Source organism: Roseiarcus sp. (assembly GCF_052145395.1).
Taxonomy (GTDB): Bacteria; Pseudomonadota; Alphaproteobacteria; order Rhizobiales; family Beijerinckiaceae; genus Roseiarcus.
Map to the genome: position 1 here is coordinate 1 of NZ_JBKQOT010000543.1, position 13,311 is coordinate 13,311.

Below are 13,311 nucleotides of genomic sequence, written 5' to 3' on the forward strand. Positions count from 1 at the left end.
ACGGCCATCTCGTCGAGATGCCACCGCGCCGTTGGCCGTGGGCGTCGGTGGCGAAGTTCGCGGGCGAACAACGGCCCGAATTTCAAGACCCATCGCCGCACCGTTTCGTAGGAGACATCCAGTCCACGCTCAGCGAGCAGATCTTCGCGAGCAGATCTTCGACGTCGCGATAACTGTGGGTGAAACGAACATAACGAACATAGAGCCAAACCGCGTGTCGGATGATCGAAGGGGGGAACTGGTGGCGGGCAAACGAGATCGTCATGCGCCATCTTACCCGCCGACTCAAGACGCGCTACCGTTGCCGTGACAAAGCCACCATGTGAGCTGGGATTGCGTCTGCGAAGGCGACTGTCATGGTTGTCATCCTTGGTATATGGCCGCGTCCGCTTCGGTTCCGGCAAGCGCCGCATCCACATCTTCACTTTCGATAGTGTTCGTCGACTCCACCGCCGCCTCCTCAATGAAGGCGATTGTGATCGACAGACCGGCGCTAACAATTCGTGTCTCACCTCAGAGAGATTACCGGTCTCCTAGTCTCAAGCTATTGGCTAACCTGAGACGTTGTCGTGTTCGCGGCCGGTTGGGACAAGTTGTGAGTGCGGAGGATCCGGGTCGCCTCGGTGAGGACGCTCCAATCGCTATCCCCCAGACCTCGCTCAATGGCAATCCGCATCTTGTCGAGGACAACCTTCCCAATATCGAGTGCGACGCCGTTCTCGCGCGCGGCGTCGAGCATCAGGGTAACGTCTTTGAGGCCCCCCGTCAGGCTGAAGCCGTCCCCCGAATGAAAGTCGCGGCTCAAGATCTTGTTCCCGTATAGCTTGAGCGCCGGATGCGCGAACATTTCCTGATAAAAGTCGTTGATGAGCGAAGGGTTCACGCCGCTCGCCTCAGCAAGCGAGTAGGCCTCCCCGATCGTTTCTATCAAACAAACGACCGAGTAGTTCAAGCATAGCTTCGCGCTGTTCGCACTGCCGGCGGGCCCCTCGACTACCCTCACGGCTCTGCTGTAGGTCGAGGCGACCTCGATCACGCTCTCCATGGCCTCTGAGTCCCCGGACAGAAGGGAAACAAGCTGTGCTTTGGCGGCCGAGTCGGGCCGGCCTAGCACCGGGGCGGAAACGTAGCGCGACCCCGCCGCCGCATGCATTCTCGCCAGGCCGTTGGCGAAGGTCGGAGAGATAGTGGTGAGGCACGCGTGGACATATGCGCGGCGAAGCCCTGCAAGCACGCCCTGTTCGCCTTGCAGGACATCGAGGATGGACTGATCATCCATCAGCGATGTGAGAACGACTTCCGCGTCGGCTGCGGCCTGCCGGGGCGTGTTTGCGACGGACGCCCCCATCGCCCTCAATGGCTCGCACTTGCCGGGCGTGCGATTCCAAACCGTCAGCTCCATGCCGCTTCGCAGGACGCAGGCGGCGATAGCTGCGCCCATGCGGCCCAAACCAATGAAAGCGACGCGCTTGCCCATATATTCCCTCCCATTGCATGACCTCAGCCCACGCCGAGCTCCCTATCGAGAAGATCCTGTCGCGCGGAAAGCTCTTGGGCTGACCCTCTGAAGCCAATCCGCCCCGTTCCGAGCACGACGGCGTCGTCCGCAACGCCAAGCGCGAGCTTGACGTTCTGCTCGACGAGTATTGTGGTCATCCCACTGCCGCGCAATCGTAGAAGAAAACGTTCCAGCTCTTCTACCATCAGCGGCGACAGACCTTCCGTCGGCTCGTCGAGCAGCAGGACCCTGGGGTTCGTCGTCAGCGCGCGGCCGATGGCCAGCATCTGCTGCTCGCCGCCGGACAAGTCGGCCGCGCCGATGTTGCGACGCTCCCTCAGCCGCGGGAATTCGTCGTAGACCCGCTCGGCGCTCCACGGTCCAGCGCGAGCCGCAAAGGTCAGGGTTTCCTCGACGGTGAGCGACTTGAATGTCCGCCGGCCCTGAGGCACGAGGCCGACGCCGCGCCGCGCGATGCGCTCCGGCGTAAGCCGGGTTATGGGGATGCCAAACAAACGGACCTCGCCCGCCGACGGCGGCAAGAAGCCCATAATGACGTTGATGCAGGTGGACTTGCCGACGCCGTTACGGCCAAGCAAGGCGAGCGTGCGTCCTTCGTCGACCGCGAACGACGCTTTCGACAGCACGGCGCCACTGCCGTAGCCCGCGCATATGTCGTCGACTGCGATCGCGCTAGCGCCCAAGGTAGACCTCGCGCGTCCTGGGGGCGGCGATCACCTCACTTTTCGAGCCTTCGACAACGATTCGCCCTGCCTGCATGACCGAGATATTCCGCGCGAACTTGAGCGCGACGTCCATGTCGTGCTCGATCATGACGATCGCGACCTCGCCGGGCAGGTTCAGGATGACATCGAGCACCTGGGAACGCTCGGTCGCCGAGAGGCCGGCGAAGGGTTCGTCGAGCAGAAGAAGCTTCGGCGCCTGCGCGAGCGCCAGCGCCATCTCGAGACGCCGCTTCTGGCCATAGGCGCAATCGGCGACGCGCTTGGCGGCGAGGGGCAAGAGATCGACCATACGCAAAGCCTCCATGGCCGCGCGCTCGGCTTGACCGATTTTGCGAAAGGGGGTGAAAGGGTCCCAGCGTCTCGCTTGGGCGCCCAGCGCGGCGATCACGACGTTCTCGATGACCGTGTTCCCCTCGAAAAGGGTCAGGACCTGAAACGTGCGGCCCACGCCCAGCCGGGCGCGCCGGGCGGCGCTCAACCGCTCGACCCGCCGGCCGGCGAACCATATGCCGCCTGCGTCTGGTGAGAGATCGCCGCTCAACAAATTGAGCAACGTCGTCTTGCCCGCGCCGTTTGGGCCGATAATTAGGCGCCGCTCCCCTTCGGCGACGTGCAACGAAATTCCTGCGACGATGACCGAGCCTCCGAATCGTTTCTCCAGGCCCTTCGCCTCGAGGATCGCCGTCATCGCGCCGCTCCCGCGTTAGGCCGGGCTCGCCAGAGGGAACGCTTGATCCCGACGAGAAGGGTCTCGAGCCAAGGCGCAACGCCGGCAGGCATGAACAACACCACGAAGAGAAGCAACGCCCCTAGTGCCGCGCGGGGCCTCGAGACGAACTGTCCGGAGAACTCCGTGAAGGTGAGCACAACGATCACGCCGACGAGCGGGCCAAATCGGCTGGAGATCCCTCCGATCACGACCATAAGGAGGACCATCGTCGCGTCGAGCAGCGACATAGTGGCCGGGCTGACGAACTTTTGCTGCAAGCAGTCGAGCGCTCCCGCGACCGACGCGAAGAAACTTGCGACGACGAACGCGCTCAGCCGGATCGCCCAAACATGATATCCTAGGGCCGACATCCGCCTCGGCTGGTCCCGCGCCGCGCGGATCGACGCGCCCAACGCTGAAGCGCGCAGGCGATCCATGACGAGTATCGCGCCAAGCGACGCCAACGCGCAGAACACGAAATAGTGCGACTGCTTCTCGAGATCGAATGCTATCAGCGTCGGCCGGGCGATGCCGGTGATGCCGTTGTCGCCGCCGGTCACGCCAACCCAGCGATAGGCGAGGCCCCAGGCGACCTGCGCGAAGGCCAAAGTGATCATCATGAAGCTGGCGCCGGCGACCCGAACGGCGACGGCGCCGGTTGCGAGGCCGATGGCCGTCCCGAGTGCGAGCGCTGCGGCGATCGCCGTCCAACCGCCTACGCCGTGCGTCGTCAGCCACGCCACGCAATAGGCTGCAATTCCGAAGAAGGTGCTGTGCCCGAGCGACATCAATCCGGCCTCGCCGACCAGAAGATTTAGGCTCATCGCATAAATGCCGTAATAGGCCACGCGCGTTGCAAAGCTCAAATAGAAGTCATTCGGGCTGCCCAATGCGACCGCGGCCACTACGATCATGTAAACAATGGCAAAGCGGATCACCGCGCTGACCTCCCGAGGATCCCTTGAGGTCGGAGGGCCATCGTGATCGCCATCGGCAGAAACAAGATGACGTAGCTGAGTTCAGGGAGCAGGACGGGGCCGACGATGTACAGGCCGCCGACCACGAAGCTCGCGACGAAGGCGCCCGCCAGACTGCCCATGCCGCCGAGGATGACCACGACCAGCGCAAGCGGCAGAATGTCGAAATCCAATCCTGGATAGGCCGAGACGATCGGTGCGGCGAGCGCGCCCGCTACGCCGGCGAGAAAAGAGCCGAGCGCGAAGGCGCTCGTGAAGAGGGCCGGCGCAGAAACGCCGAGCGCCCGCGTCATCTCGAGGTCGTCGACGCCCGCGCGCAGCCTTGCGCCCATGCGAGTGCGCTCGATCAACAGCCAAAGCAATGCGGCGCTGACGACCGCGATCGCGAGCACCGCGACCCGATAGGCCGGGAACACGGCGCCGAACAGTTGCAACGACTTCCGCAGCGCGAGCGGCGCCTGAGCGCGATAAGGGTTCCCGCCCCAAACGGCCAGGATTCCGTCGCCGACGACAAAAGCGAGACCTATGGTTGCCAAAACCTGCCTCATTTCGTCGCCGGCGACCCGGCGCAACACGGCCGCTTCGAAGATTGCGCCGAGCGCCGCGGCTGCGCCGCCGGCCGCCAGTAGGGCCACCGCGAACGGCGCGCCGGAACGAAGGGCGGCTACGCCCACATAGGCGCCCAGCATGAACAGCGAGCCATGCGCGAGATTGGGTACGCGCATGATCCCGAAGATCAGACAAAAGCCTGACGTCAGCAGAAAGAGCAGACCGCCGTAGGTCACAGATCCGAGGAGATAGGTTATGGCCAATTGCTGGTTCATCACCGGACCCGCGCTCGCCGCAGACTGACGGGCCCCTACTTGTCGCCGGACCGCAAGGGCGGGAAGTCGCGCGAATAAACCGGATCGGCGAGGAACTTCTTCGGCGGATAGGTCCAGAACTGACTGACCTGCGGATAGGTCTTGATGATCGTGTTCTGCAGGACGCCGTCCTTCCGTTCGACCTTTCTCACCTCTACGTCGCAGACCGGGTTGCCGAACTCGTCGAGCGTGATCGCGCCCCGCGGCGAGCGCGCAATGTTCGCCGCTCTCAACGCCTGCATCAGCTGGGCCTTGTCGGCAAGGTCGCCCTTGAAGCCGGTCAGCGCCGTGTCGATGAGCATGGCGGCCATGTAGCCGCCCGCCGAGTAGAACCCCGGCGCCACCTTGTACCGTTCACGGTAGCCGCGCACAAACTCCTTGTTTTCCGGATTGTCGATCGTCGGCGAATAGTGCCCGGAGGAGATGACGCCTATCGGGTCGTCGCCCATTTCCGGCAAAAGGCTCTCGTCGACAGTCGAGTGCGAGGCGAGAAGCGGAACGCGGTCCTTGTATCCGAACTCGACGTATTGGCGCAGGAAGTTCTGCGCGGCGGGACCGGAAAAGCTCGCGTAGACGGCGTCCACGTCGCCGATTTGGGAAATGTACGAGCTGTAGTCGGTCGCATTCAGCGGGACCCAGATCTTTTTCGTGATCACGCCTCCGTTGTCCTCGAACACCCGCTGAAAGCCGCCGACGATCTCGTAGCCGTAAGCGAAATCCGACGCGATGGCGGCGATCTTTCTGTACTTGAGCGTGTTCGCCGCGTAGTCCGCGAGCGGGTGGCTGAGCTGCCCGGTCGCCGAGGTCGCCCGCACGAACCACGGCGACGCCTTTCTCTGGGTCAGATCCTCAGCGAGCGCCGACGGCGAAACCAGTGGCGTCTGCGCGTCGCGCATGTAATCATGAATGGCGAGAGCCTCGGTGCTCGCAATGGGTCCAACGACGATTTGGACGCGCTCGCGCTGCACCAGCTCTTCCGCCTTGGACTTGGCCATAGCGGGCGACGCGCCGGTGTCCAAGGCGACGAGGTCGACGTTGAATCCCCCGAGCTTTTGACCGTTCTGCTCCAGGTAATAGCGGAAGCCGTGTTCCAGCTGCTCGCCGATAGCCGAATACGGGCCACTTTGAATGGTGAGAAGCCCAATCTTGAGCTTCGGCTCGTCGGCGTATGCGAGTCCCAACCAAAGCGTAAGAGCGCACGCGACCAGCCCTAACCTCCTCAACATCGCTTCCTCCCGTGTTCTTGGTTGCAAACCTGATCCGCTTCCCCGGCGAACGCCAACGCGCCGATCTCACGGAGTCGAGCGCCGCCTCAAGCGGCCGACCGCTATGACGCCGCGGGTGGGATCGGCGCCGCCGACCGCCAGGCCAAATCGTGCGCCTGCCCCTCCTCACAACATGGTTTCGGGATCCTGCAGGTACGCGCAGAGCTCGCGGACAAAGCGACCCACGGGCTCGCCGTCGAGACAGCGGTGATCGAACGTCAGTCCGCAGGGCAGCACGGTGCGGATCGCGACTTCGTCGTCGATCACGAGGGGGCGCTTGACCGGCGTTCCCGGCTGAAAGTTGACGGCTTGCGGCAGGTTCAGCAGCGGCGTCGAAACCGACCAGACGCCCGGCGAGAATCCGTCGGTGGTGGAAATGGTGATCGTCCCGCCTACGGTGTCCGAGGGCTTGAGTGCGCCTTCGCGCGCTTTCTTTACCTGCTGTCGGATACATTCGTTGATTTCGCCGACGCTGAGCATGTCGACGCCGTGGACCACCGGGACCATGAGGCTCGAGTCGAACTCCGTCGATCCCGGCAGCGCCACCGCGATCCCGACGTTGACCTCGTCCCAAACGAAAATCGCGTCGCCTTCGAGCGTCGAATTGACGATCGGCGCCTTCTTGCAAGCAAGCGCGACAGCCTTTGCGTAGAACGCCAAGAGCCCGGGAGCGCGCTCGCCCGACCGATCCGCAATCAGCTCGCGCACGCGCAGCAAATTAGTGACGTCGACCTCGAAGAAACCGAAGGTCTGCGCCGCTTGGGTCGACGCCTTCAACATGCGCTCGGCGATGGCGCGGCGAGCGCCGGCGACCGAGATTTTGGCCTTCAGTCTCCGCATCCCGGTCGCGGCGGCGGCTTCCCGCGTCCGATCGCGCTCCCGCAATACATCAGACTCGACGATCCTGCCTCCGGGTCCGGTTCCAGAGACCTGACCAAGGTCGATTCCATGCTGTCGCGCGAGGGCCTTCGCCAGCCCCGAAGCCAGGATTCGTTGCGGTCCCGACGGCGTCGAAGCGCCTTGCCGATTCGGCTCGGACTCGTTGCGAGAGGGCGCGAGGACGGCGCCGGGGGGGAGGGGCGACCGAGCGTCGCCGCTCGGCCCGAAACCGTCTCCCCCTGCCGACGCGGGAGGCGCCTCGCGTTCGGACGCGCCCGTCGCTTCCGCGCCGCCCGCGAGCAACGCTTCGTACGCCTCCTTGGAGGTTGCGATTTTCGCGATGACCGAGTCGATCGGAAGCTTCTCGCCGACACGTGCCAGTTGATGAACGAAGCCGGCGATAGGAGCCGGCAGTTCCGTGACAACCTTCTCGGTTTCGATCGCTATGATCGGCTGATCGCGGTCGACCGCGGCGCCCTCGGCGACCAGCCACGCCTCGATCGATCCTTCCGACATTCCCATCCCGAGCTGGGGCAACACCATATCTTGCGTCTGGCCGGTCATGCTCCCAGCGCCTCCCGCGCCGCGGCCTCGATCCGCTCGGGTGTCGGCATCGTGTAGGAGTCGATGTAGCCGCCCGGAACCGGAAAATGAGGATGGCAAACGCGCTTGACCGGGGCGTCGAGCAGGTCGTAGCCGTGCTCCATGACTTGCGCCATGACCTCCGCCGCGAATCCGCCCCGCTCGAAGTCTTCGTCGACGATGACCAGCCGGTGGGTCTTTTCGAGCGACCTCATTAAGGTGTCGCGGTCGAAGGGCTCGAAGCTGCGCGGGTCGATGACCTCGATACTGACTTCCCGAGCAAGCTTGTCGGCGACCTTGAGCGCGTTGCCGACCTGCAAGCCGCTAGCGAGGATCGTCAAATCGGAGCCTGAGCGCTTGATGTCGGCGACCCCGAGCGGAACAATGTAATCCTCGTTCGGAACCGGGCCCTTCTGCATCATCATGCTCGTGTGCCAGAGAAAGAAGACCGGATTGTCGTCGCGTATCGCCGCCTTCATCAGACCCTTGGCGTCGTAAGGCGTCGACGGCATGCAGACCTTGAGGCCCGGGTGATGAATAAGGGCGCCGTACGGCAAGGTGGCGTGCTCGTTTGCGACCCGCCGACCGACCCCGCACGTGCCGACCATCACCATCGGCAGCGGGTGCTGGCTGCCGTGAAGAAAGTGATATTGCCCGGCCTGGAGGAAAACCTCCGATCCGGCGCAGTAAGCGAATCCCGCATACATGTAGTCGACCACTGGCCTCAAGCCTTCCAGCGCGGCGCCCATCGCACACCCGGTCATCCCCGGCTCGGAGATCGGCGTATCCAGCACGCGGCCCTCGCCGAACTCGTCGGCAAGGCCCTTCGTGTGTGGAAACGTCGGCGCCTGGATACTGGTGCCGATGAGGAAAACGCGCTCGTCGCGGCGCATCTCCTCGACGTAGGCCTCGCGAATCGCCTCGCTCAGCGTGAGTTCTCGATCTGGTTTCATGATGCCATAGCCCCTGGCTCTTGAGCGTAGACCGCCGCTAGCAATTCCTCGATCGGCGGCAGCGCTTTGGGCTGGCGCTCGCAATAACGTTCGATTTCGTCGGTCTCGCTTTCGGCCGCGCCACGCATGTCGTCGACGTCTTTCTGAGCGAGCAGTCCCTGCCGAACGAGCGCGGCGGCGGCAAGCGTCTCGGGGTTGCGCTCGTCTTTCCATCTGCGCATGAGGTCGGGATCGCGGGGCGTCTTGCCGGCGTAATTCACGCCGCCGACGCTGTGCTCTTGCGCCCGCAGGGTCTTGCATTCAACAAAGATTGGCCCGTTGCCCTCGCGCACATGGGCGATCGCGAGCTGCGCCGCGTCGGCGCAGGCGTAAAGGTCCTGCCCGTCAACAATCTGTGACGGGATGCCGTAGCCGGCCGCCAAGCTCGAGATGTTTGGCGTCGGGAATAGCTTGTCCATGCTGCTGTGTTGCGCCATGCCGTTGGCTTCGCACCAGAAGATCACCGGCAGCTTCCAGTTCGCGCACATCAGGAGCGCTTCGTGCGCCCGGCCGGACCCGTAAGAGCCGTCGCCGGAACAATTCATCACGATCTGTCCCAGCGACTTATGTTTGGCCGCAAATCCGTAACCGACGCTGACCGGGAAATTGGCGCCAATATTTCCGGAAGAGCCGAAGATGTGATGCGCCGGGAACGAGGCGTGGAAGCTGGAGCGCCCTTTGCAGCAGCCCCCTGTCCGACCGAGATGCTCCGCGATATAGGGCTTCACATCGACGCCCTTGCTCAACATATGAGCGACGCCGTGCGCCCGATAGTGCGGGCACATGATGTCGTCTTTCGCGAGAAAGAACCCCGCCGCGACGCCGGGAGCGAGCGCGATCCCCCCCTCGTGGTAGAAGCCCACCAGACGTCCGGCGCGGATGAGACGCATCATCATCCGATCGAGAGCCATCGCCCTGACCAGGGTGCGGAAGAGTTCAACGCGCTGCTTATCGTTAAACGCCATTGGCCGATTCCACCCTGTGAACTATTGCGGCCGGCGCGAACCATTAGAGCCGCCGCGAGGTCCCGATACTCGTATCACGTGGCCAACCCTTTTGCAACCAAATAACACCAAGCCCAAGATTGGCGCATGATGCGTGGCTCTGGCTGAGTCCGGAGCGAGAAGGTCGGGCTTGGTTCCGATTGGTAGATTTGTTATGTGCAGCCAGATCACGAACGGAGAGTCGCCACGCCGTGGACAGAGCTAAGGCTGAGGAGGATTACCTCCGAGTTCGCCATTACCTCCTCGACACGATCAAAGGCGAACAGCTGCCGACCGGCCGCCTGCCGACCGAGCGGCGCTTGGCTGAGCAATTCACTGTGGGGCGCGCCATTGCGCGACGCGCCTTGAGTGAACTCGAGACCGAGGGGTTGGTCTACCGCCATGTGGGTCGAGGCACTTTCGTCGGATCGCGGACCGGGAAGCCGCAGGCTTCAGTCCGATCATCCCGCGAGTACGGTCCAGCCGAGTATATTGAGGCTCGGCTGCGTTTCGAACCGGAGCTAGCGTGGATAATCGTCGTGAATGCGACGGCAGCCGACCTCGAAGCCTTACGTGAGCTTTTGCAGCAGTGCGAGAAGGCTGACACGGGAGCCAAATTTGAACTTTGTGACGCCGATTTTCACGAGGCGCTGGCGAAAGCCACCCATAACAGCGTAGCAATCGACATGTACCGCGTCATCAACGGCATTCGTCGTCGCGAGCGTTCAAATTGGACTCGCATCTATGCGAGCGACCAGACTCCCGAACAACGCAAGCTCTTCATAGAGGAACACAACGCGATTCTTGAGGCCCTGGCGGTCCGAGATGGACGTGCGGCGCGGGACGCCTGGAGCAGTCACATTCGTAACACCAAGAGACGTTTGTTGGATCTTTGAGAGGCCCTGGTTTGGCCGGCCGTGGGGAGGAGGCGACGGCCGCTACGCGCCTCCATCCGCATGACGAGGGCGGGACTCAGAGAATGTGACTTTTCCCATTTTGACGTTCCCGCTGCCCACCGTCTGGTAACCCGTTGAATTCCGTCAATGGACAGATGGGGAAATGGAAAGAGTTACAGATTCTCAGCTCAGTCGAAACTGTTCCGTTTTCCTTCTCGCACGTAGCGAAGGACGGCACCGGCATTTTCTTGGGTGTGTATGGCTTTTTTCTTCGCCAAGTGGCCAAACATCTGGATGCCGAAGCCGCCATCGAGGTCGTTAACGATTCTTTGCTTCCACGGACGGCGGACGATCTGGGTCGTCAGCCGGCGCGTGGTTCGCGGCTGGGTCATGATGTGGTCGGCGAGCTTGAACGCGCGTTCGATGAGCTTGTCCCTCGGAACGACCTCGTTCACCAAGCCGTAGTCCAGAGCCGTCTTGGCGTCGATGGCCTGCCCGGTCAGCAACGCATAGGCGCCCCGCTTGACGCCCAGGAGCTCGAGAAAACAGCTGTGGATGCCGTCACCCGGCACGGAGCTAATATTATAATGCGCGTCGAAGATGATTGCGTCCTCGCTGCAGATCGTGACGTCGCACATCAAACACAGTTCGGAATGGAATCCTGGTCCGTTCATCACTCCGATCGTCGGGATTTCGAGATCATTGATCAAAGAACTGACATTGATGCGTCCGTCCTTGTAGGCGTACTCGTACGCCCAGTAAGCGAGATCCTCTTCTTCGAGTTTGAAGCCGGTCGGATCGACCGCCATCATGAAATCGGGCCCGGTTCCGGTGAGGATCAACAATTCGTTCTTCGTGTCGGCGCCGATGGTCTGGAAAAGTTGACCGAAAGACTTGTGCGATTCGACGCTGAGCTGAAATGGTCCGCCATTGGTGTGCGCTTCGGCGAGGACCACGCCGTCTTCGCGGCGCGTCAGCCGAAAATGCGCCTTGAAACGCTCCTTGTAGTCGTCGAATTCCGGCGACGGCACGAAACCTGCCAACGACATATCTTCCTCCCTTGCAAGGCGTCTGAAGCCACGCTGGACCCTTTCACGCCGAGGCAGATTTGTCAATCAATTAAACCCATATTGTGCCAATGCTGGGCCGGGCGAACCCCTTGCGCCGATTCGAGGCTGCCTAGCGTCACGCACCCGCCCATCACGGTATACTTGATCTCGCCCCCGCTCTTCGCCGCGCGCCGATAATCGCACAACGCACGTTGGCCGCTGATCAGGTCACTGGTCATGCCACTGCCGCGTCATCACGCGAACCGAATCGAAGAGACGGTTGCGATTGCTCCTCTCCCAGGCTCCTGCTTCGGGCCGGCTGCTGCAATGGACCGCTTATGGCGCTTCCTTCCGGTTGCGCCATGGCACGCTTCATGGCCCATCGCTCTCGTTGCGAAGTGCCCCTCGATCAGGGGGTCTCCGCCCTAACCGGCGATGCCCCAGACTGTCACGACCGCTGTCGGCCACTACGCGTGGAGGAACCCTTTCTCACGATCAGGCGCCTAGGCCGTAGCGCGACCATTACTCGACGACTTGGGCGCGATGTTCCTCAGCCGGCTATCCGTCGCCGTCCCTCATCGCCTTGCTCTTCGAGCTTGAGCGAGCCGGTGATGATCTCAGCAGTGAGTCGTAATATAAGTGCTCAGCGATCGCATTCGTGGCCGCCGTGCTGTCGCGCGCGATGGTCGCATCAAAAATCCGCTGATGCTCGGCGAACACATTGCGCTCGCGGCCAACCACGTCGGAAAAGCGTCGATAACGCTCCGTCTGCTGGTAGAGCTGGGCGCGAATCTGAAGAAGCTTCGCGGAGCCGCAAGCCTTGACCAGCGCTTCATGGAAGGCGCCGTGCGCCTGCGCCCATTGGTCGGACGCGTGGTGCGGATCGCCTTCGACCCGCTCCGAGATTCTCGAAAGCCGATGCCGCGCGGCGACCAGGTTGGTCTCCCAGTCGAGATCGCCGCTAGCGATTGCTCGCGCCAATGCGATTCGCTCGATCTCGACGCGCACCTCGGTGAGGTCCCGAAGATCCTCGACCGAAAGTGGGCCGACGCGATAGCCCTTCTGAGACTCTGCGATCACGAGGCCCTCTGCGCCAAGCCTCGATAGCGCTTCGCGTACGGCGCCGAGACTGACCTCTCCGTGCATCGAAAGAGGCGCGAATCGCCAAAGGCAGAATCGCCCCAAATGTGCGGAACAGCAAGGGCGGGCCCGCGGCCTCCAGGGCTCCGAACTCGGGTTAACGGGATTTACGAGTTGCGGAAAGGCTGAATCCATGGGGGCTCCTGATTCGGAGCCTGCCTGATGGACGCCTCGCCTGACGAAGCCGCAGAACCGTCGCGGTTGCGGCTTTTGCTGCACCACTTTTCCCGGATCGAGGACAAACGGAATCCGGAAGGCGTGGCTCCGCTGGCATTGTCACAGTAAAATCTATACTGCCTGCTCGCGCATCAAGGCGGACTGGAGCATTGCTCACGAATTAACAACGCGCTCCGCCGGATTCGACGCCGAAAATCACCTATACTTATTTGCCTTGACAATGCCATTGCCGGAACCGGCGACGCTGCCAGCGCTGCGGGGCGCAACGGCCGCTGAAGGACGTTCGTCGCCGGCGGCTAACGTCGTTGTTTGGCGTCGTGGAGGTTCGTGCACCCCGCTTCGGTCCCTGCCGGTGCGGTGTGGCGTCGCGCCGGACCATCACCCGGCCGCGGAGATCATGCCCGACCGCTGCACGCCGGAGTATGAGCGCACCCTCGCCAAGATGGGCGCCCTGCTGCCGTACCGCCGCGCCCGCTCACTGCTCAAAGAGTTCTTCCCGCTCGGGGACGCCCCGGAAGTCGAGACCATCCGCCAGCGGACGATGCGCGTCGGCGC

At 62.8% G+C, this 13,311-nt stretch carries 13 protein-coding genes and 2 pseudogenes; 2 read left to right on the forward strand and 13 right to left on the reverse strand.

Annotated elements, in window-relative coordinates; all coding sequences use genetic code 11:
* The 10 genes and pseudogenes from ACLP25_RS18650 to ACLP25_RS18695 all read right to left on the reverse strand — a co-directional run.
* A pseudogene (locus ACLP25_RS18650) lies at positions 1-265 on the reverse strand (IS6 family transposase); the annotation flags it as partial.
* Positions 266-544: 279 nt separating this feature from the next.
* On the reverse strand, positions 545-1,504 hold the full coding sequence (locus tag ACLP25_RS18655; RefSeq protein WP_442470674.1) for an NAD(P)-dependent oxidoreductase: 960 nt from the start codon (positions 1,502-1,504) through the stop codon (positions 545-547).
* The gene (locus ACLP25_RS18660; protein WP_442470663.1) at positions 1,501-2,202 is read right to left on the reverse strand and encodes an ABC transporter ATP-binding protein; all 702 of its coding nucleotides are present in this window, start codon (positions 2,200-2,202) and stop codon (positions 1,501-1,503) included. The genes ACLP25_RS18655 and ACLP25_RS18660 overlap by 4 nt, the downstream gene beginning before the upstream one ends.
* Complete coding sequence (locus tag ACLP25_RS18665; RefSeq protein WP_442470664.1) at positions 2,192-2,932, reverse strand: ABC transporter ATP-binding protein; 741 nt, start codon at positions 2,930-2,932, stop codon at positions 2,192-2,194. The genes ACLP25_RS18660 and ACLP25_RS18665 overlap by 11 nt, the downstream gene beginning before the upstream one ends.
* Positions 2,929-3,891, reverse strand: coding sequence for a branched-chain amino acid ABC transporter permease (locus ACLP25_RS18670; protein WP_442470665.1), 963 nt, complete (start codon positions 3,889-3,891; stop codon positions 2,929-2,931). The genes ACLP25_RS18665 and ACLP25_RS18670 overlap by 4 nt, the downstream gene beginning before the upstream one ends.
* Positions 3,888-4,754 carry a branched-chain amino acid ABC transporter permease gene (locus ACLP25_RS18675; protein WP_442470666.1) on the reverse strand — a complete coding sequence of 289 codons (867 nt, stop codon included), beginning with the start codon at positions 4,752-4,754 and terminating at the stop codon, positions 3,888-3,890. Before ACLP25_RS18675 ends, ACLP25_RS18670 begins: the two co-directional genes overlap by 4 nt.
* 35 nt (positions 4,755-4,789) lie before the next feature.
* Positions 4,790-6,019: an ABC transporter substrate-binding protein gene (locus ACLP25_RS18680; protein ID WP_442470667.1), complete on the reverse strand. Its 1,230-nt coding sequence runs from the start codon at positions 6,017-6,019 to the stop codon at positions 4,790-4,792.
* A gap of 165 nt (positions 6,020-6,184) precedes the next feature.
* Positions 6,185-7,501, reverse strand: coding sequence for a dihydrolipoamide acetyltransferase family protein (locus ACLP25_RS18685; protein WP_442470668.1), 1,317 nt, complete (start codon positions 7,499-7,501; stop codon positions 6,185-6,187).
* On the reverse strand, positions 7,498-8,472 hold the full coding sequence (locus ACLP25_RS18690) for an alpha-ketoacid dehydrogenase subunit beta (RefSeq protein WP_442470669.1): 975 nt from the start codon (positions 8,470-8,472) through the stop codon (positions 7,498-7,500). The genes ACLP25_RS18685 and ACLP25_RS18690 overlap by 4 nt, the downstream gene beginning before the upstream one ends.
* On the reverse strand, positions 8,469-9,476 hold the full coding sequence (locus ACLP25_RS18695; RefSeq protein WP_442470670.1) for a thiamine pyrophosphate-dependent dehydrogenase E1 component subunit alpha: 1,008 nt from the start codon (positions 9,474-9,476) through the stop codon (positions 8,469-8,471). Before ACLP25_RS18695 ends, ACLP25_RS18690 begins: the two co-directional genes overlap by 4 nt.
* 230 nt (positions 9,477-9,706) lie before the next feature.
* Here ACLP25_RS18695 and ACLP25_RS18700 point away from each other — a divergent pair, with 230 nt between their 5' ends.
* Positions 9,707-10,390 carry a FadR/GntR family transcriptional regulator gene (locus tag ACLP25_RS18700; RefSeq protein ID WP_442470671.1) on the forward strand — a complete coding sequence of 228 codons (684 nt, stop codon included), beginning with the start codon at positions 9,707-9,709 and terminating at the stop codon, positions 10,388-10,390.
* Positions 10,391-10,578: 188 nt separating this feature from the next.
* Here ACLP25_RS18700 and ACLP25_RS18705 read toward each other — a convergent pair whose 3' ends face one another.
* The 3 genes from ACLP25_RS18705 to ACLP25_RS18715 all read right to left on the reverse strand — a co-directional run bounded on the left by ACLP25_RS18705 (position 10,579) and on the right by ACLP25_RS18715 (position 12,519).
* Positions 10,579-11,439, reverse strand: coding sequence for an enoyl-CoA hydratase/isomerase family protein (locus ACLP25_RS18705; RefSeq protein WP_442470675.1), 861 nt, complete (start codon positions 11,437-11,439; stop codon positions 10,579-10,581).
* A gap of 62 nt (positions 11,440-11,501) precedes the next feature.
* The gene (locus tag ACLP25_RS18710; RefSeq protein WP_442470672.1) at positions 11,502-11,678 is read right to left on the reverse strand and encodes a hypothetical protein; all 177 of its coding nucleotides are present in this window, start codon (positions 11,676-11,678) and stop codon (positions 11,502-11,504) included.
* A gap of 319 nt (positions 11,679-11,997) precedes the next feature.
* On the reverse strand, positions 11,998-12,519 hold the full coding sequence (locus tag ACLP25_RS18715; protein ID WP_442470673.1) for an FCD domain-containing protein: 522 nt from the start codon (positions 12,517-12,519) through the stop codon (positions 11,998-12,000).
* A 461-nt stretch (positions 12,520-12,980) separates the two neighbouring features.
* Here ACLP25_RS18715 and ACLP25_RS18720 point away from each other — a divergent pair.
* Positions 12,981-13,311: pseudogene (locus tag ACLP25_RS18720) on the forward strand (ISKra4-like element ISAzba1 family transposase); the annotation flags it as partial.